The sequence below is a fragment of the Rathayibacter sp. AC182 genome, assembly GCF_979253875.1.
In genome coordinates this window covers 911,435-929,675 of record NZ_CEEDEK010000005.1, presented here as the reverse complement: position 1 = coordinate 929,675, position 18,241 = coordinate 911,435, and the positions used below count along the sequence as shown (strand labels likewise).

Sequence of the window (18,241 nt, the reverse complement as noted above, 5' to 3'; positions counted from 1 at the left end):
ACCCTCTCCGCTGCGGCTAGCGGCCCAGGCGGCGGAGGACGGGAGCGGCCATCAGGCGCAGCTCCGGGTTGCGGACGACCCAGAGGATGCCGAAGTAGACGACCGCCATCGCGACGCCGGTGAGGATCATCGACAGGAGCGCCTCCAGCACACCGCTCGTCGGGTAGCCGTCGTTCTGCGCGAGGACGAACATGACGAGCACTCCCGCACCGATCGCAGGGAGCGTCGCGAGGGTGAACTGCGCGAAGCGGAAGACGATCCGGGTGCCGCCCCAGCCGCCGAGCTTGCGGCGGAGGAGGACGCAGGCGAGCAGCGACTGCACGGCGACTCCGACCGAGATCGAGGACGCGACGAAGATCGTCGTGAACTCCGGCGGGAGCCCGAAGGCGAGGAGGCAGCCGATGGTGATCACCACCGCCTGCACGAGCGTGTAGAAGAACGGCGTCCGACCGTCGTTGAGGGCGTAGAACGCGCGCTGGACGATCGCGAGCGTGGAGAAAAGGGGGAGGACGACCACGTGGGCGGTGATGATCTGGGCCATCTGGAAGGTGTCGCCGGGATCCGAGGAGAACATCCTGGCGAACGAGGTGGCGCAGACCACGAGGGCGGCGGCGCAGAAGAAGAGGAGGAGGCCGACCACGCGGATCGACGTCGAGACGTCGCGGCGGAAGTCGGTCATCTCGCCGCGCGAGGCGTGCCCGCTCATCTTGGTGAAGTACGCCGTCGCGATCGACACGGCGACGATGGAGTGCGGCAGCATGAAGACCAGCCAGGCCTTCTGCAGGGCGGTGGCGGAGGCGTTCTCACCGGAGGCGCCGCTGACCACGTTGTTCTCGAGGAATCCGACGGCGACGGTCAGCAGGAGGGTCGCGAAGGTCCAGCCGGCGATGCGGCCCGCGCGGCTGAGCCCGACGCCGCGGAAGTGGAAGTCGGGGCGGTAGCGCAGCCCCACCCGCTTCCAGAAGAAGACCAGCAGGATCGCCTGCAGTGCGACTCCGAGGGTCGCGGAGCCGGCGAGGAGCGTGATCATCGCCGGAGTCCAGTCGGTGGCGAGGAGATCGCCCTCGGTGTCCGATCCGAACAGCTGCTGGAAGGCGATCAGGCCGGCGATGGTCACGACGTTGTTGACGACCGGGGTCCAGGTGAACGGACCGAAGGACCCGCGGGCGTTCAGGACCTCGCCGAGGATCGTGTAGAGCCCGTAGAAGAAGACCTGCGGGAGGCACCAGTAGGCGAACGTGACCGCGAGCCGGGTCTGCTCCGGTCCGAACTGCCCCGCGGCGAGCTGGACGAGCAGCGGAGCCGCGAGCGTGGCGACGGCGGCCGCGGCGACGAGCACGAGAAGAGCGAGCGTCAGGAGCTTGTCGATGTACTTGCGCCCGCCGTCGGCCTGCAGGCCCGCCCGCACGATCTGCGGCACCAGGACGGCGTTCAGAGCACCGCCCGCGAGGATCGCGTAGATCGTGTTGGGCAGCCCGTTGGCGACGGTGAACGCATCCGACCCCTGACCCGTGAGTCCGATGGTCTGGGTGAAGACCAGCGACATGACGAAGCCGAGGATGCGCGAGACCATCGTGCCGGAGGCGAGGACGGCGCTCGCGCGTCCGAGGGAGAAGCTAGCCACGCGGGTCCGTTCGTTCGTCGAGGCCGGGTTGGACGGCGAGGGGGCGTTGGGGTCCTCGTCGTCCTCCTCCGGAGCTGCGCCGCCACGGCGGCGGCGGCGGATGTTGCGGAGGATGCCGGCGCCGAAGACCACGACGAGGACGAGACCCAGGACGAGGGTCCCGACGGTCTCCCAGTCGGCCCTCACGCTCGTCCCGACGCTCGCCGGGGCGCCGATCGGCGTGCCGTCGAGGGCGGTGAGCTGCATCCGGAGCGTCGTCTCGCCACCGCCGACCCGGGCCTTCACGGGGATGAGCACCCGGCCCTGGGAGCGGCCGTCGATGGCGGTGGGCTCGACCGAGCCTCGTCGATGTCGAGCACGGCGTTCGACGTGGAGGCGCTGATCTCGACCGAGACGGCCACGGCAGGTCGTTGCGGACGTACACGGGGATGCTCGAGTCGCGGGAGACCTGGAGGAGGGTGCTGGTCGCCTCGATCGAGACCGAGCCGAGCGTCGTGTCGGCCATGTCGACGCTCCCGGTGACGGCCTCGTCCCAGCCCTGCCTCGTCCTCGCGCCAGACGACGGCGAGGAGGGCGAGCAGGTCGTTGCGGCGCTTCCCGCTCAACAGCTGCGGGTCGGTGAGCACCGCCGAGAAGGCCTCGACGCGGGAGGCGGCGGTGAGGAGGTCGGAGACCCGCTCGAGACGCTCCTCGGACTCCGGTGCGTCGACGAGGACCACGTCGTCGGTCGCGGGGACGGCGAGGGCGGCGCCGAGCGAGGTGCCCTCGGCCCAGGGCAGCCGGTCGAGAGCGTCGAGCGTCTGCGCGAGCCGGACGCCGTCGACCGCCGCCCCGCGCTCGAGCGCGAGGACGACGCGGGGAACCTCCCTTCGCGCTGGACCTGGGCGAGATCGACGGTGAGCGCTGTCATGTGCGCGCGCCACTCCGCGTCGGTCGTCGCCGTCGCCGCCCCGTCGAGGGCGGTCGAGAGGGCGCTGTCCGTGATGACGACGTCGTGCCCGTCGATGACCGCGCGCGTGGCGGTCCTCGTCGCGGACGGGAGCTCGAGATTCGCGGAGGCGACGGCGGTGCGGTTCATGCCGCTCGTGGCATAGACGGCGAGGTCCTCGGCGCGGACGGTCAGATCGTCGGGCCAGGCGAGGCTGCCGACGGTGGGCGACCAGCGGAAGTCCAGGAGCGACTCCGCCGTGGGACGCGGCCCGAGCTCCTCGCCGGCGGGCGCCTCGGTCGGCGTCGGCTCGGGAGTGGCTCCCGGAGCCGGTGTGGTCGCGGGCTCGGCGAAGAGGGCGGCGTCGATGCCGTACTCGAACGAGGTGGGGGTGAGGAGCGTCGACAGGCCCGACTGGGCCTGGGCCGCGACGTCCGCATCGGCGTAAGCCAGGGGGAACACCTCGCTGGGCGCGGCCTCCAGGCGGTCGAGCCACGAGACGGCCGACTCGGGTGCCGATTCGCCCAGGATCCGGATCGACGCGAGGATCCGCGGGTCGACCCCGATCGCGACTCCGCGGCCGATGACGGAGTCGAGCTGGCGCGAGAGGGTGCCGGTGGACTGCGTGTAGTCCTGGAGCGCGTCGGCGGGGATGAGGCCGTCGCTGCTGCCGGGCACGGTGAGGGGGACGAGGACGTCGACGCCGGTCTCCTCTCCGGACGGCACGCCGTCGGTCAGCTCGACCGCCGTGCGCGCCGTGGCGACGGTGCCGCCCGGACCGGTCACGGTGACGGCGACGGCGTGGGCGCCGCGGGCGCTCGGATCGGAGGAGAAGGGGATGCCTGCCGCGGGCACCGTCAGCGGCACCTGCGCGGAGCTCGACGGCAGCAGGCGGACGTCGGCGCCGTCGCCGACGGGCGAGCCCGCGTCGTCGTCCTCTCCCCGAGCCAGTCCGCGAGCTCGGCTCGCGAGTCGAGGGTGTCGGAGTCGATCGTCACCTCGATGCGGGCGCCGTCGATCGTCTCGGTCGTGCCGTTGCGCACCGAGACCGACATCTGCAGGTCCTGGCCCGGGAAGAGGACGCCGTCGTCCGCGGCGCCGACGGTGGCGGTCACGATCCCCTCGGCCGGCTCCTCGGCCAGGGCGAGGCTGTGGTGCCGGGCGTCGGCGTGGTCGCGAGAGCCGGCGGCGCGACCCCCACGAGCGCGACGGCGAGAGCCGCCGCGCCGACGGCGCGGAGCAGCTGCGGGACCGCGAGGCGGTCGGAGAGAGTGGGGCCGCGCCGATGCATCGAACTCACTCGGCCTCCATGCGGCTGATTCTACGTGCAGGCCCGCGGCGGACGACGGCGGGCGTGGCGGGACCGGTAACCGGCTAAACAGGTTAGGGCCTCTCCCGGCCCCCTTCTCCAGCCGTGCGCCGCGACTACACTCGTGCGAATGCACAGCGTCCAGGCCGCCCTCGAGACCCTCCGTGCTCTGGCGGCGACGCCGACCGTGGCGCGACTGGCGGAGGCGTTCGCCGCCCAGGGGCACGAGCTCGCCCTGGTGGGCGGTCCCGTCCGCGACGCGTTCCTGGGGCACGGAGTGCACGACCTCGACTTCACCACCTCGGCGCGCCCGGACGACATCGAGCGCGTCGTCGCTCCCATCGCCGAGGCGCACTGGGACATCGGCCGAGCGTTCGGCACCATCGGCGCTCGGATCGCGGGCGAGACGGTCGAGATCACGACCTACCGCAGCGACAGCTACGACGGAGTCAGCCGCAAGCCCGAGGTCGAGTTCGGCGACACCCTCGAGGGCGACCTGGTGCGGCGGGACTTCACGGTGAACGCGATGGCGCTCCGGATCCCGGAGGTCGTCCTCGTCGATCCCTCAGGGGGTGTGGAGGACCTGCTGGCCGGCCGCCTGCGCACGCCCGCCGACGCCGACGTGTCCTTCGGCGACGATCCGCTCCGCATGCTGCGGGGCGCCCGCTTCACGTCGCAGCTGGGGTTCCGCACCACCGAGGAGGTCGAGTGGGCGATGGCCGAGCTCGCACCGCGCATCCGGGACGTCTCGGCCGAGCGGGTGCAGGAGGAGCTGCGCAAGCTGCTGTCCACCGCGTCCCCGCGCGCGGGCCTGGAGCTCCTCGTCGACACCGGTCTAGCCGGTTACTTCCTCCCGGAGCTGCCCGCCCTGCGCCTGGAGCAGGACGAGCACCACCACCACAAGGACGTCTACGTGCACAGCCTGACCGTGCTGGAGCAGGCGATCTCGCTCGAGGAGTCGCGGAACCCCGGAGCGGCCCCGGACGTCGTGCTGCGCCTCGCCGCGCTGCTGCACGACATCGGCAAGCCCGCGACGCGCCGCCTCGAGGCCGGCGGCGCCGTGAGCTTCCACCACCACGACCTCGTCGGGTCCAAGCTGGCGATCAAGCGGATGCGCGCGCTCAAGTTCGACAAGCAGTCGACGACCGAGGTGGCCCGGCTGATCGAGCTGCACCTGCGGTTCTTCGGCTACACCGACGGCGCCTGGACCGACTCCGCCGTGCGCCGCTACGTGACGGACGCCGGGCCCCTGCTCGAGCGGCTGCACATCCTCACGCGGGCCGACGTGACCACGCGCAACAAGCGCAAGGCCGACCGGCTGGCGCACGCGTACGACGACCTCGAGACGCGCATCGCCGAGCTCGCCGAGAAGGAGGAGCTCGCGTCCAAGCGGCCCGACCTCGACGGCACCGCGATCATGCGGATCCTCGACCTGCCGCCGGGGCCGGAGGTCGGTGCGGCGTACCGCTTCCTGCTCGAGCTGCGGCTCGAGGAGGGACCGCTGGGCGAGGAGCTCGCGACGCAGCGGCTGAAGGAGTGGTGGGCGGCGCGCTGAGCCGCATCGCCGATCCGCATCGCTGATCCGCCGGCCCGGGGTACCCGGTCGGGCCGCCGGATCGGGCGCAGATCTCCCGACCGCGGGAACGGCCGCGGTGGTAAGGTGTCCAGGTTGTCCACGACCAGACGCACTTCGCGTCCGCGGGAGTGGGCAGATGCTACATACCCTCCTGTCACGGAAATACCGTGGCCGTTCAGTCCGAAGGAGGTGGGTTAGTGACGCATCAGTACGAAATCATGGTCATCCTGGACCCCGAGATCGATGAGCGCACCGTCGCTCCGAGTCTCGACAAGTTCCTCAACGTCATCCGCACCGATGGTGGATCCATCGACAAGGTGGACGTCTGGGGCCGTCGTCGTCTGGCGTACGAGATCAACAAGAAGTCCGAGGGCATCTACGCCGTCGTCGACTTCACGTCGACCTCTCGCCGCTGCGAACGAGCTCGACCGTCAGCTGAAGCTGTCCGAGGCCGTCATGCGCACCAAGGTGCTGCGGGCCGAAGAGGGCATTGCCCAGGTCGCCGCCGCTGCGAAGCTCGCCGACGAGAAGGCCGCCCGCAAGGCTGCCAAGGCCTCGGCCGCTCCCAAGGCGTAGCGCTCATGGCCGGCGAGACGATCATCACCGTGGTGGGGAACCTCACCTCCGACCCCGAGCTGCGCTACACGCAGAACGGGCTCGCGGTCGCGAACTTCACCATCGCCTCCACTCCGCGCACCTTCGACCGTCAGGCGAACGACTGGAAGGACGGCGAAGCGCTGTTCCTCCGGGCCTCCGTCTGGCGCGAGTTCGCCGAGCACGTCGCGGGATCGCTGACCAAGGGGAGCCGCGTCATCGCGACCGGCCGCCTGAAGCAGCGCTCGTACGAGACGAAGGAAGGCGAGAAGCGCACCAGCATCGAGCTCGAGATCGACGAGATCGGTCCCTCGCTCCGCTACGCGACCGCACAGGTCACGCGTGCCTCCGGTGGAGGCGCGGGCGGCGGACGCGGACAGGTCGGCGGAGGTCAGGGCGCGAGCCAGGGCGGACAGGGCGGCTTCGGCGGCAACCAGGGGGGCTCCGGCGGCAACGCGGGAGGCAACCGCGGTGGCCAGGCCGAGGAGCCGTGGGCGCCGAGCGCGCCGGCCGGTGGCGACGTCTGGAGCACGCCGGGCAGCTACAACGACGAGACTCCGTTCTGAGCCTCGGGCTCGGACGCGACCTCACCTGAATCACGCTCTTCTCCGCACGCCGCACGAGCGGCCGCGGAGGGGGCGAACCAGAATCTAAGGAAACCACTATGGCTGGAAAGAGCAGCGGCGACCGCCGCAAGCCGATCCGCGGCAAGGGCGCGAAGAACGCGGCCCCCGCGAAGTCGGTCCGCGTGGGTGTCATCGACTACAAGGATGTCGCGACCCTCCGCAAGTTCATCTCGGAGCGCGGGAAGATCCGCGCCCGTCGTATCACCGGCGTCTCCGTCCAGGAGCAGCGCCTCATCGCCCGTGCCGTCAAGAACGCCCGCGAGATGGCGCTCCTGCCCTACGCCGGCAGCGGAAGGTAGGTAACGGTATGTCCAAGGTCATCCTGACCCACGAGGTCGACGGTCTCGGCTCCGCCGGTGACGTCGTCGACGTCAAGAACGGCTACGCCCGCAACTTCCTCATCCCGCAGGGCTTCGGCGTCGCGTGGACCCGTGGAGGCGAGAAGCAGGTCGAGCAGATCAAGCTCGGCCCGCGCCGCGCGCGAGCACAAGACGATCGAAGAGGCGCAGCACACCAAGCAGGTCCTCGAGGCCAACCGGGTGAAGCTCACCGTCAAGGCGGGCCGCGACGGCCGCCTGTTCGGCTCGGTCAAGACGAGCGACATCGCCACCGCTGTGGCGGCCGCCGGCTTCGGCGACCTCGACAAGCGCAAGATCGTCATCGCGAACGCGATCAAGACGGTCGGCGAGCACGAGGCCGTGGTGCGTCTGCGCGACGACATCCAGGCCACCGTGAAGCTCCAGGTGGTCGCGGCCGAGCAAGGCCGCGAGACACGCCTCGAAGGGCGGTGCGGCGGGATCTCCGGGTCCTGCTGCACCGCCCTTCGTCGTCCCGTTCTCCACAGCTCCATCCACATACACCCAATCGCGGGGACAACCTTCAACGTGGTCTGGAGACTCTTTTCCACACACACCTGTGGAATGAGGTAAAGCCCAGGTCAAAGGGTAGAAAAAAGATCACCAGGGCTCACGATTCCACAGGATTCTCCACATGTTCCCCACACGTGGTCCGGCGTTTCACCACAGTTGTCCACAGTTTCCTCCACAGGGCGGTTTGACCGTGGCGGCGAGCGGTACGTAGTGTGGCGCAGCGCCCCGCGAGGGGAGCGGGTCGAGGCGTCCGGACGACCGGCGCCGACGCTGTCGGAGGTCGCTGGTAGACCGGATCCGACGCACGTGATCACGGCTCGGCCGGCGGTCCTACCGTTCCCGCGAGGCACCCCACGACAGGAGGCGAAGGCATGACGATCGCGCACCTGGCGGTTCCCGGTTCGGACGGACGGAGCGAGGCTCGAGGCGAGGGCCGGGGCGACTCCCGCGCCACGAGCGCACCCTCCGCACGACCTGCTCGCCGAGCAGTCGGCACTCGGAGGCATGCTGCTCTCGAAGGACGCGGTCGCCGACGTCGTCGAGAGCGTCAAGGCAACCGACTTCTACATCCCCAAGCACGAGATCGTCTTCGACGCGATCCTGCAGCTCTACTCGCACGGAGAGCCGACCGACGTCATCGCGGTCACCGACGAGCTCACCAAGCAGGGCGAGCTGCAGCGCGCGGGCGGCGCCGACTACCTGCACTCGCTCACCGCGATGGTGCCGACGGCCGCGAACGCCGGCTACTACGCCTCGATCGTCGCCGAACGCGCACTGCTGCGGCGCCTCGTCGAGGCCGGCACCCGCATCGTGCAGATGGGCTACCAGGGCGAGGGCGAGGTCCTCGATCTCGTCAACACCGCGCAGGCCGAGATCTACAACGTCACCGGGTCCGAGGCGGCTGAGGACTACGTTCCGCTGACCGACGCGGTCACCGTCGCCATCGACGAGATCGAGGCGGCCGCGCACAAGGACGGCGCCTTCACCGGCGTGCCGACCGGCTTCGCCGACCTCGATGACCTCACCAACGGATTCCACCCGGGCCAGATGATCATCGTCGCCGCGCGACCCGCGCTCGGAAAGTCGACGCTCGCCCTCGACTTCGCCCGCGCCGCCGCGATCAAGCACCAGATGCCGACGATCTTCTTCTCCGAGATGGGGCGCAGCGAGATCGCGATGCGTCTGCTCTCGGCCGAGGCCTCCGTGCCGCTGCAGCACATGCGCAAGGGCACCGTCGACCAGCGCGACTGGACGACCATCGCATCCACCCGCGGCCGCATCAACGACGCTCCGCTCTACATCGACGATTCGCCCAACCTCACGCTCGTCGAGATCCGCGCGAAGTGCCGCCGGCTCAAGCAGCGCATCGGACTCAAGATGGTCGTCATCGACTACCTGCAGCTGATGACCTCGGGCAAGAAGGTCGAGAGCCGCCAGCAGGAGGTCTCGGAGTTCTCCCGTGCGCTCAAGCTCCTCGCGAAGGAGCTCCAGGTGCCGGTCATCGCGCTGTCGCAGCTGAACCGTGGTCCGGAGCAGCGTGCCGACAAGCTCCCCGCGATCTCCGACCTCCGCGAGTCCGGCTCGATCGAGCAGGACGCCGACATGGTGATCCTCCTGCACCGCGAGAGCGCGTACGAGAAGGACAACCCGCGCGCCGGCGAGGCCGACCTGATCGTGGCGAAGCACCGCAACGGCCCGACCCGCACGGTCACCGTGGGCTTCCACGGCCACTTCTCGCGCTTCGCCGACATCCCGGCGGTGTAGCGCCTGTGCCCGCACCCATCGACGACGTCCCCCTCGACGGGGAGGCCATCCGCCTGGGGCAGTTCCTGAAGTTCGCCGGGATCCTCGACTCGGGTGGCGAGGTGAAGGAGGCCGTTGCGGACGGACTCGTGAGCGTGAACGGCGAGGTCGACCGGCGTCGCGGGCGCCAGCTGGCGGTCGGCGACGTGGTCGGGTTCGGCGGGCGGCGATACCGCGTCACGGCGTGACAGCGAGCCTCCAGCACTGATCGTCCACCGGGCGGCGATGCAGGGGCGATCCTGTCCTGCTGAGGGCGGCGCGGTGCGCAGCCGTGGATGCTGTCAAGCAGAACCTCCGCGGGGGCGCGGGTGCCAGGCTCGGAGTACTTCGGCACCCGGGTGCTCCGCGTGATCCGCGCGGACCCGGACGTCGCCTCGCGGACGACAGGGGATCTTGCATGCAGGTAGGCATTCATTTCATGGACTTCACGCCGCCGGGAGGCAGCACGGGGATCGCTCCGATCCTGGGCGCCACGGCGCGGACGGCCGAGGACGTGGGCTGCGAGTGGTTCACGCTGATGGACCACTACTTCCAGATGGAGCAGTTCGCGACCAGCGAGGATCCGATGCTCGAGGGGTACACCTCGCTCGGGTTCCTCGCGGGGCGGACGGAGCGGCTCCGCCTGGGACTGCTCGTGACCGGAGTGACCTATCGGCACCCGGGGCTGCTCGCCAAGATCGTGACGACGCTCGACGTGCTGTCGGGCGGGCGGGCGATGCTCGGCATCGGCGCCGCCTGGTACGAGCGAGAGCACCTCGGGCTCGGCGTGCCGTACCCGCCGCTGAAGGAGCGGTTCGAGCGCCTCGAGGAGACGCTGCGGATCTGCCGGCAGATGTGGAGCGAGGACGACGGGCCGTTCGAGGGCGAGCACTACCGGCTGGCCGAGACGCTGAACCACCCGGAGCCGATCCAGAAGCCGGGTCCGCCGATCCTGATCGGCGGCGGGGGCGAGAAGAAGACGCTGCGGCTCGTGGCGCAGTACGGCGACGCGTGCAACCTGTTCGCGACGGGCGCCGAGGCGGTCGCGCACAAGCTGGACGTGCTGCGGCGCCACTGCGACGAGCTCGGGCGCGACTACGACGCGATCACGAAGACGATCATCGGCGGCGGGGATCCGATCGGCGACCCGGACGGCTTCGTGCGGGCGATGGAGGAGTACGCGGCGATCGGGATCACGCTGGTGGAGCTGGCGCCGCAGGGGCCGGACCCGGAGGGGTACGTGGCGCGGTTGGGCGAGAGCGTGATCGGGCGGCTGGGGGAGCTGGGCTAGCGTCCCGTCGTCTGCTGCCACCGGCGGCTCCCTTGCTGATCGAGTAGGCCGCGCGCGGCCGTATCGAGATCCGCGTTCCCGGGGTCTCGATACGCGCCTGCGGCGCTGCTCGACCAGCAGAAGACGCGCCTGCGGCGCTGCTCGACCAGCAGAAGACGCGCCTGCGGGGCTGGTCGCCCGGCAGAAGACGCGCCTGCGGGGCTGGTCGCCCGGCAGAAGACGCGCCTGCGGGGCTGCTCGATCGGCAGGAAGGGCGGCGCTACTCGACCAGCGGGGGCGGGACTACTCGACCGGCGCAGGCGCGGTCGGGCAACCGCAGGTCTCGCCGAGGACCAGGGTCGTCTGCAGGCGGACGTGGCGGACGGGAGCGTCGCTGTAGGTGTCGCCCAGGAGTTCGAACGCGATGCGCGCCATCTCGGGAACGGGCACGGCCACGGTGGTGACGCGCACCCCTCCGAGCAGCGCCTCCCGGATGCCGTCGAAGCCGACCACCGCGAGCTCGGACGGGACGTGGATCCCCTCCTGCGACGCGGCGCGGAGGAGGGCGAGTGCGTGCTCGTCGGTCGTCGCGAAGATGGCGCGGGGCCGCTCCTCGCGCAGCACGGAGCGGAGCGCCTGCTCGGAGGAGACGCGGTCCATCGGGACGCGGTGCAGGCGACCGCCGACTCCTGCCTCCGCGACCGCTCCGGCCCACGAGCGCGCGCGCAGGCCCGACGGACCGAAGTCGTCGGGTCCGGTGACGCAGTGCACGTCGTCGTAGCCGTGGGCGAGGAGGTGCTCGACGGCCGAGCGGGTGCCCTGCTCGTCGTCGAACACGACGCTCGGCTCGTCGCCCGTGGGCGGCGAGGAGTGCAGGAAGACGCGCGGGGCGGTGTCGGCGGCGCTCGCCGGATCGATCGTGACGAGCAGGACGCCCGCGGTGCGCAGGTCGGCGAAGGTGCGCTCGTAGCCGCGCTCGACCTCGGGCTCGTACTCGGTGTTGCCGAGCAGCGTCAGCAGCGAGCGTCGGCGGGCCTCGTGCTCGATGTGCCGCACCAGCTCGCCGAAGAAGGCGTTGGAGGAATCGGGGACGAGCAGGCCGACCAGACTCGGAGCGGCCGATGCTGAGCGCCTCCGCCAGGGAGTTGCGGCGGTAGCCGAGCTCGGCGATGGCCTCCTCCACGCGCTGGCGGAGCTCCGCCGACACCGGGCGCGGTCCGTCGTTCACGACGTAGCTGACGACCGTGCTCGACGTCCCGGCCGCGCGCGCCACGTCGGCGAGCGTCGGTCGCCGGGGCCGGGGGGACATCCGGTCAGCCTAGGACACCCGAGCACCCCGACCGGGCCTGCGAAACCGCGCGCGACATCGGCTCCCACCGGGTGCTCGCGCACGATGCCGGCCGAGGAGGAGTCGGGGCGGAGCACCTGCTGCGGGTCGTGCGGCGGGACCGTCGCCGGGCGCCGCCTCCGTACACTCGCAGGGTGAGCACCGACCCGCGCGACGCTCGCCGAGGCCGCGCCACGATCGCCGACGTCGCACTGGCGGCGGGGGTGAGCATCCGCACCGCGTCCCGCGCGCTCGGTGGCTCGGCGAAGGTGGCGGAGGCGACCCGCACCTGGGTGGAGCAGGCGGCGGCGGCACTGCGGTTCCGTCCGAACGCGCTGGCCCGCGAGCTGCGGACCGGAGGGGTGAGCTCGACGATCGGGCTCCTCGTGGGCGAGATCACGAACCCGTTCTCGGGCGCGCTCGCGGCAGGCGCGATCGACGCCGCGTCCGCTCGCGGGCTGACGGTGCTCGTCGCCGCGTCGGGGGACGTGGCGGAGGGGAGCGGCCCGCGGTCGCCGGCATGCTCGAGCGGAGGGTGCGCGCGCTGCTGCTCGTGCCGAGCGCCCACGATCACGGCTACCTCGACGGCGAGCGGCGCCTCGGCACCCCGGTGGTCGCGCTCGACCGTCCCCTCGTCGGCGCCGAGTCCGACAGCGTGCTGCTGGACGACCGGGGCGGGGCGCGCGCCGCGGTCACCGCCCTGCTCGCCGCCGGTCGTCGACGGATCGCGTTCGTCGGCAGTCCGCGCACGCTCTACACGCACGGGCAGCGGCTCGCGGGGTTCGAGGACGCGCTGGAGGGTTCCGGTCCCGGTGCGGGAGGACGGCGTCAGCGCCGAGGGGGCGGAGGCGGCCGCGCGCGACCTCCTCGCCGGTGCGACGCCTCCGGACGCCGTCTTCGCGGGCAACAACCGCGCGACGCTCGGCGTGCACCGCGCCCTCGCGGGGCGCGACGTGGCGCTGATCGGCTTCGACGATTCGGAGGTCGCCCAGGAGCTGGGCATCAGCGTGGTCGCGCACGACCCGCGGCGGATGGGGGCGGAGGCGGTCGGACTCGCACTCGCCCGGCTCGCGGATCTGGACGGAGAGCCGCGGCGGCTCGTCCTGCCGACCTCGCTGGTGCTGCGCGGGCGGTTGGCCGGCTGACTGCGGATCCCAGCGCCCCGCCGTTCGCAATGTTTCACGTCGCCGTAATAAACGAGCGCGGCCGCGAAACACAGCGCGACTATGGTCACACGCTAACCGCTTAGAGCCTTGTGCGCCCGCGGAGCGCCAGCAGCACCCGACCCCCTGGAGCGCCGATGTCCGCCACCCTCACCCCGCTGCGCCGAGAGCGCGCGCGGGCGCTCCTGGACGAGCGGCTCGCCCGGCTCGAGCCGCAGCCGGTCGAGGCCTCCGACTCCCGCGTCGTGACGGCGATCGCCCGGGCCGCGTGGGCGCAGGCCGTGCTGCGGGCCGCGGCGTCGGCGAGCAATCTCTCCCTCGCGCACACCCGCATCGCCGTCCTCGGCGCCGGTCCGCTCGCCCGAGAGCTGGCGACCCGCACGGCGGCGATGGGCGCCCGTGTCCTCGTCGTCGGGGACGACCCGGTGGCCCTCGTCGAGCTCGCGCAGCTCGGCCTGGCCGTCTCGGTCACGGACGGCGCCCGCCTCGACGACGTCGTGCTCGCCTTCGCGACGGGGAGCTGCTCGACCGCCCGGTCGACGCCGCCGCACTCGGCCGCGGAGGCCCCGTGCTGGTCGTCGACGCGGCGGAGGACGCGCCCGCGGTCTCCGCCCAGACCGACTCCTCCTCCGGCCGGCCGGGCATCGCGAGGATCCTCGGCGCCGACCGCGAGGCCTTCGTGCTCATCGCGCGCGAGGCGGCCGACGGCTCGACCCGGCGGACCCGTGAGCAGCTCTCCTCCGCCTTCTCGGCGGCGCTCGCCGAACGCGCGCGGCCGACCCGGGAGCCGACGGTGCCGAGCTCGCGGCCCGCGCCGACCGGGCCCTCGCCCTCGAGGTGCTCGCGTGAGCGGCCGCATCCGCGACGCCTCGCTCTGGCGGCAGGGCCAGGACAAGATCGACTGGGCATCCCGCTTCATGCCTCGTGACCGGCAGCGTCGTCGGGCAGCTGCGCGAGAGCGGATCGATCGCGGGGCTGCGCATCGGGCTCGTCCTGGTGCTCGAGCCCAAGACCGCGACCCTCGCCCTCGAGCTCGCGGCGGCCGGTGCCGAGGTCAGCGTGATGTGCGGCGCCTCCAGCACCCACGACGACACCGCGGCCGCCCTCGAGCACGCGGGAGTGAGCGTGTTCGCCCGCTCGGACGCGACCGCCGCCGAGGACCACGCCTTCGCGCTCGACCTCCTCGACCGCCGGCTCGACATCCTGGTCGACGACGGCTCCTCCGTGACCCGCCTCGCGCACACCGAGCGCCCCGCCGTCTTCGAGACCCTGCGCGGCGCCACGGAGGAGACCACCAGCGGACTCCGCCCGCTGCGGGTCATGGAGCGCGAGGGCGCCCTGCGCATCCCGGTCCTCGCCGTGAACGACGCGCGCTGCAAGACGCTCTTCGACAACCGGCACGGCACCGGGCAGTCGACGCTGCTCACGATGCTCGACCTGCTCGCCGCTCCGCTGGACCGCGCGCACGTCGTCGTGGCCGGCTTCGGCCACGTGGGCCGCGGAGTGGCGCAGCACGCCCGCGCACTCGGCGCGCGGGTGACGGTGTCGGAGGTCGATCCGGTGCGCGCGCTGGAGGCGGCCTTCGCGGGCTACGACGTCGCTCCGCTGGAGGACGCCGCACGGACGGCCGACCTCCCTCGTGTCGGCCACCGGCATCGCGCACACGATCGACGTCGAGCACCTGCTCGTCCTGCCCGAGGGAGCAGCGGTCGCGGTGTCGGGCGGAGTGGCGCAGGAGATCGCGATCGACGCGGCCGCGCCGCGGGCGCGGTCCGCGAGAGCATCGGCCACGCACTCGAGCGCTTCGTGCTGCCGACCGGGCGCTCGATCGTGGTGCTCGACGACGGCGGCTGCATCAACTGCACGGCGGGAGAAGGCAACCCGATCGAGATCATGGACCTCTCCTTCGGTGTGCAGGCGGCGGCGATCGACGTGCTGGCACGGGAGGCGGGGACTCTCGCTCCGGCGGTCCACCTGCTCCCCACCCGAGGTCGACGACCGGGTGGCGCGCGCCAAGCTGGCCTCCCTCGGCGTCGCGATCGACAGCGCCAGCCGCGCCCAGCAGGACTTCCTCGGCAGCTGGACCCCGACGGGTCGCCGTGCCGCTCCCCAGCGCGACGGAGCGCGCTCGTGAGCGAGCTGCTCCGCCTCGAGGGCGTCGGAGTCACCTACCGCAGCGCCACCGTGCCCGCTCTCGTCGATGCGTCCTTCTCGGTCTCGAGCGGTGAGGTCGTGCTGATCGCCGGCCCGTCGGGCTGCGGCAAGAGCACTCTGCTGCGCGTGCTCAACGGCCTCGTGCCGCGCTCGTACCGGGCCGAGGTGACGGGCCGGATCGAGGTCGAGGGCCGCGACGCCGCTCCGCTCGCCCTCCGCGACATCTCCGAGGTCGTCGGCACGCTGCTCCAGGACCCGGCGAAGCAGGTCGTGGGCCACAGCGTGCTCGCCGAGATCGCGTTCGGACTCAGAGCCGGGGCACGCCGCCGAGCGAGATCCGCGAGCGCGCCCACCGGGTCGCCGAGCGGCTCGGGCTCTCCGCGCTGCTCTCGACCCCGCCGCACGAGCTCCTCGGGCGGTCAGCTGCAGCTCGTCGCCTTCGCCGGGATCCTCGTGCTCGATCCGAAGGTCATCGTGATCGACGAGCCGCTCGCCAATCTCGATCCCGATGCGGCCGACGTGCTGCTCGCCGCCGTCCGCGCCTACGTCGACGGCGGCGGGGCGGCGGTGATCGTCGAGCACCGCGTCGACGAGGTGCTCGCCCTCGCACCCGACCGCGTGGTCTACCTCGAGGAGGGCGGTGTCGTCTACTCGGGCGGCGTCGACGGCTTCCTCGAGGGTCGCGTCACCGGAGTCGGTGAAGCTGCCGTTCTCGGCGCTGCTCGCGAGCGCGTCGGGCGAGGAGGAGGCGCTGCCGGAGTCGGCGCCGATCGCTCCGGGAGCCGCGGCCCGCCTGCACTTCGAGGGGGCGGAGCTCGGCTACGGAGCGCGCACGATCGTCTCGGCCGTCGAACGCCGCTTCGAGGCGGGGGAGCGCGTCGCGATCCTCGGCCGCAACGGTGCGGGCAAGTCGACCCTCATGCGCGCCGCCGTCGGGCTCGTCGCTCCGACGCGCGGACGGGTGCTGCTCGACGCGAGGCCGGTGCACGAGCTCAGCGCCGCCGAGCTCGTCTCGACCTGCGGCTACCTCTTCCAGAACCCAGGGCAGGCGCTGTTCAGCGAGAACGTCGGCGCCGAGCTGGCCTTCGGGCCGCGCAATCTGGGTGTCCCGGAGGAGGAGATCCCCGCGATCTCGGACGCCGCGCTGCGCGCCGTCTCGCTGCACGACGTGCCCGGAATCATGGAGAGGCCGCCGCGCACGCTGTCCTTCGGGCAGCAGCGGCGGCTGGCCGTGGCGCTGGCCCTCACGCTCCGCCCGCGCACGCTGATCCTCGACGAGCCGACCGCCGGCCAGGACAGAGCGCTCGTCGCGCCACTTCCTCGACGCCGTCTGGGCGATCGAGGGCATCGACAGCGTCTACTTCATCACCCACGACGTCGACATGGCGCTCGCGCGGGCCGACCGCGTCGTGGTCGTCGACGGCGTGGATCGTCGCCGACGCGACCCCGGCCGAGATCGTGCACGACCTCGAGCTGTGGCACGAGCCCGGCGAGGCCGTCGGCGGGCGCGCCGTGCTGCGCGGGACCGACTTCGTGCGCGCCGCCCGCGAGCACGGACCGGCTGCCGGCCGCCTCCCGCGCCCCCTCGACCTGGCCCGGCGCCTGCGCCTCGCCCTCGACGCTCCTCACTCCCTCGACGCTCCTCCCCATCCCCTCGAAAGGACACACCCGTGACCACCACCGCGACTCCCGCCCGGACCGGCCCCTGGGCCGTCTCGTCCCGCATCGTCTTCGGCGCCGTCGGCGCCGCGCTCTACGGCGCGCTCGGGGCGCTCAGCTTCGTGCTCCCCGGCACGATGATCTCGATCCGCCCGGCGATCGCGATCATCCCCTTCGTGGGCCTGCGCTTCGGCCCGATCGCCGGCTTCTTCACCGGCGCCGTCGGCAACGCCGATCGTCGACCAGATCATGGGCTACGGATTCCTGGACGTACTGGAACTGGAGCATCGCGAACGGACTCGTCGGCCTGCTCGCGGGCCTCATCGGCTACTACGCCAAGGAGCCGCGCACCACCGGCCGACAGGTCGTCTGGGCCGCCGCCATCGCGGTCGCCGCGGTCGTCGTGGGACTGCTCTTCACCGTCACCGACCTGCTGCTCGGCGTCACCGTGGAGTACTGGTTCTTCGGCTCCTACCTCCTCGCGATCCTCGCGACCGGCATCACCGCGGCGATCCTGGTCCCCGTGCTCGACCGGGTCTGGAAGCCGCTCCAGAACCTCGCCGGACGCTGACAGATGGAGGTCTCGCCTCGATACCTCGGCGGCGACTCCTTCCTCGGCCGTCGGGATCCGCGCGTGCTCATCGTCGTCCCGGTGATGCTCGTGATCACCGCGACGAGGTGAAGGACCTGAGGTGGATGGCGGCGCTCGCCGTGGTGGCGATTCGCCTACTACCTCAGCGCGCGCGATCCCGTTCCGCGAGGTCCGCTCGAACTGGGCCGTCGTGGCCGTGTTCCGTGGTGGTCTTCGCGGGGATCAACGGGCTGATCGTCGGGGCGACGAGCTCGGGCGAGCCCGAGACGGGCGCGACGCTGTTCACCGTGCCGCTGATCGGGCTGCCGATCACGGAGGGAGCCGTCTCGTACGCGGTGAACATGCTGCTGCGCTTCCTCGCCCCGGTCGCGGTCGGCTTCCCCTGGCCTTCGCGATCCGCCCGGGCGACCTCGCGGTCGCGTTCGCACGGCTGGGAGTGCCGGCGCGCTTCGCGTACGGCATCGACCTGACCTTCAAGTTCCTGCCCAGCGCCGCCGCGAACCTGCAGGAGACGGCCGCCGCCCAGCGGCTGCGCGGCTACGAGCGCGCCGAGACCCGCAACCCGGTGCGGCGCCTGCGCGAGGTGGCCCCGCTCATGGTGCCCGTGACCATCACCTCGTTCGTCGACGCGGAGGACACGGTCGACGCGCTGGACCTGCGGGGCTTCGGCACCGCGAAGCGCCCTGGCTCCGCGAGATCCGCTACGCGCCGGCCGACTGGGCGGTGACGGCGCCTCGCCGTGCTGCTCGCCGCCGCCGCCTCGGTCGC

The 18,241-nt window shown here is 72.0% G+C and carries 18 protein-coding genes and 5 pseudogenes; 15 read left to right on the top strand and 8 right to left on the bottom strand.

The features are described 5' to 3' along the window. Positions 1–16: 16 nt before the first annotated feature. Genes murJ through AC0CII_RS15705 form a run of 4 tightly spaced genes read right to left on the bottom strand, consistent with a single transcriptional unit; the run spans position 17 to position 3,667 of the window. Positions 17–1,921 carry a murein biosynthesis integral membrane protein MurJ gene (murJ, locus tag AC0CII_RS15720; protein ID WP_465229990.1) on the bottom strand — a complete coding sequence of 635 codons (1,905 nt, stop codon included), beginning with the start codon at positions 1,919–1,921 and terminating at the stop codon, positions 17–19. Further along, positions 1,906–2,250 carry a hypothetical protein gene (locus AC0CII_RS15715; protein ID WP_465229989.1) on the bottom strand — a complete coding sequence of 115 codons (345 nt, stop codon included), beginning with the start codon at positions 2,248–2,250 and terminating at the stop codon, positions 1,906–1,908. Before AC0CII_RS15715 ends, murJ begins: the two co-directional genes overlap by 16 nt. Continuing rightward, positions 2,226–3,419 (bottom strand): hypothetical protein, encoded by a 1,194-nt coding sequence (locus AC0CII_RS15710; RefSeq protein ID WP_465229988.1) that lies wholly within the window; start codon positions 3,417–3,419, stop codon positions 2,226–2,228. Before AC0CII_RS15710 ends, AC0CII_RS15715 begins: the two co-directional genes overlap by 25 nt. Further along, positions 3,410–3,667, bottom strand: coding sequence for a hypothetical protein (locus tag AC0CII_RS15705; RefSeq protein ID WP_465229987.1), 258 nt, complete (start codon positions 3,665–3,667; stop codon positions 3,410–3,412). The genes AC0CII_RS15710 and AC0CII_RS15705 overlap by 10 nt, the downstream gene beginning before the upstream one ends. Positions 3,668–3,991: 324 nt before the next feature. Here AC0CII_RS15705 and AC0CII_RS15700 point away from each other — a divergent pair, with 324 nt between their 5' ends. The 8 genes and pseudogenes from AC0CII_RS15700 (at position 3,992) to AC0CII_RS15665 (ending at position 10,599) form a co-directional block, all read left to right on the top strand. After that, positions 3,992–5,416, top strand: coding sequence for a CCA tRNA nucleotidyltransferase (locus AC0CII_RS15700; RefSeq protein ID WP_465227147.1), 1,425 nt, complete (start codon positions 3,992–3,994; stop codon positions 5,414–5,416). Positions 5,417–5,655: 239 nt separating this feature from the next. Further along, positions 5,656–6,013: pseudogene (gene rpsF / locus AC0CII_RS15695) on the top strand (30S ribosomal protein S6). 5 nt (positions 6,014–6,018) lie between these two features. Beyond that, on the top strand, positions 6,019–6,597 hold the full coding sequence (locus AC0CII_RS15690) for a single-stranded DNA-binding protein (protein ID WP_207403328.1): 579 nt from the start codon (positions 6,019–6,021) through the stop codon (positions 6,595–6,597). A gap of 98 nt (positions 6,598–6,695) precedes the next feature. Continuing rightward, on the top strand, positions 6,696–6,956 hold the full coding sequence (gene rpsR, locus AC0CII_RS15685; protein ID WP_055784551.1) for a 30S ribosomal protein S18: 261 nt from the start codon (positions 6,696–6,698) through the stop codon (positions 6,954–6,956). 8 nt (positions 6,957–6,964) lie between these two features. Further along, positions 6,965–7,415: pseudogene (gene rplI / locus AC0CII_RS15680) on the top strand (50S ribosomal protein L9); the annotation flags it as partial. Positions 7,416–8,030: 615 nt separating this feature from the next. Beyond that, positions 8,031–9,290 (top strand): replicative DNA helicase, encoded by a 1,260-nt coding sequence (gene dnaB / locus AC0CII_RS15675; protein WP_465229986.1) that lies wholly within the window; start codon positions 8,031–8,033, stop codon positions 9,288–9,290. A gap of 5 nt (positions 9,291–9,295) precedes the next feature. Further along, a complete protein-coding gene (locus tag AC0CII_RS15670) occupies positions 9,296–9,517 on the top strand; it encodes an RNA-binding S4 domain-containing protein (protein WP_465227149.1) in 222 nt (73 codons plus the stop codon). Between the two features lie 209 nt (positions 9,518–9,726). Further along, entirely contained in the window at positions 9,727–10,599 is an 873-nt protein-coding gene (locus AC0CII_RS15665; protein ID WP_465229985.1) for an LLM class F420-dependent oxidoreductase, read from the top strand. Between the two features lie 282 nt (positions 10,600–10,881). Here AC0CII_RS15665 and AC0CII_RS15660 read toward each other — a convergent pair whose 3' ends face one another. After that, a complete protein-coding gene (locus tag AC0CII_RS15660) occupies positions 10,882–11,676 on the bottom strand; it encodes a LacI family DNA-binding transcriptional regulator (RefSeq protein WP_465230949.1) in 795 nt (264 codons plus the stop codon). A gap of 58 nt (positions 11,677–11,734) precedes the next feature. After that, positions 11,735–11,887: pseudogene (locus AC0CII_RS15655) on the bottom strand (LacI family DNA-binding transcriptional regulator); the annotation flags it as partial. A 173-nt stretch (positions 11,888–12,060) separates the two neighbouring features. Here AC0CII_RS15655 and AC0CII_RS15650 point away from each other — a divergent pair. After that, entirely contained in the window at positions 12,061–13,050 is a 990-nt protein-coding gene (locus AC0CII_RS15650; protein ID WP_465229984.1) for a LacI family DNA-binding transcriptional regulator, read from the top strand. 92 nt (positions 13,051–13,142) lie between these two features. On the opposite strand, the gene AC0CII_RS15645 is transcribed toward AC0CII_RS15650, so the two are convergent. Further along, positions 13,143–13,619, bottom strand: a complete 477-nt coding sequence (locus AC0CII_RS15645; RefSeq protein WP_465229983.1) for a hypothetical protein — start codon at positions 13,617–13,619, stop codon at positions 13,143–13,145. A gap of 17 nt (positions 13,620–13,636) precedes the next feature. On the opposite strand from AC0CII_RS15645, the gene AC0CII_RS15640 reads away from it, so the two are divergent. From AC0CII_RS15640 to AC0CII_RS15630, 3 genes and pseudogenes are all read left to right on the top strand, one after another. Next, complete coding sequence (locus AC0CII_RS15640; protein WP_465229982.1) at positions 13,637–13,996, top strand: hypothetical protein; 360 nt, start codon at positions 13,637–13,639, stop codon at positions 13,994–13,996. Further along, a pseudogene (locus tag AC0CII_RS15635) lies at positions 13,993–15,705 on the top strand (adenosylhomocysteinase); the annotation flags it as partial. The gene AC0CII_RS15640 and the pseudogene AC0CII_RS15635, both read left to right, overlap by 4 nt. Before the next feature lie 157 nt (positions 15,706–15,862). Further along, a pseudogene (locus AC0CII_RS15630) lies at positions 15,863–16,450 on the top strand (ATP-binding cassette domain-containing protein); the annotation flags it as partial. 525 nt (positions 16,451–16,975) lie between these two features. Here the strand turns inward: AC0CII_RS15630 and AC0CII_RS15625 are convergent. Next, positions 16,976–17,110, bottom strand: coding sequence for a hypothetical protein (locus AC0CII_RS15625; RefSeq protein WP_465231117.1), 135 nt, complete (start codon positions 17,108–17,110; stop codon positions 16,976–16,978). 174 nt (positions 17,111–17,284) lie between these two features. Between AC0CII_RS15625 and AC0CII_RS15620 the strand changes: the two genes are divergently transcribed. The 3 genes from AC0CII_RS15620 to AC0CII_RS15610 all read left to right on the top strand — a co-directional run bounded on the left by AC0CII_RS15620 (position 17,285) and on the right by AC0CII_RS15610 (position 18,200). Next, positions 17,285–17,452, top strand: coding sequence for a hypothetical protein (locus tag AC0CII_RS15620; protein ID WP_465231116.1), 168 nt, complete (start codon positions 17,285–17,287; stop codon positions 17,450–17,452). A 107-nt stretch (positions 17,453–17,559) separates the two neighbouring features. Then, positions 17,560–17,943, top strand: a complete 384-nt coding sequence (locus AC0CII_RS15615) for a hypothetical protein (protein ID WP_465229981.1) — start codon at positions 17,560–17,562, stop codon at positions 17,941–17,943. Beyond that, a complete protein-coding gene (locus AC0CII_RS15610) occupies positions 17,910–18,200 on the top strand; it encodes an energy-coupling factor transporter transmembrane component T (RefSeq protein WP_465229979.1) in 291 nt (96 codons plus the stop codon). The genes AC0CII_RS15615 and AC0CII_RS15610 overlap by 34 nt, the downstream gene beginning before the upstream one ends. The last annotated feature ends 41 nt before the right edge of the window (positions 18,201–18,241 follow it).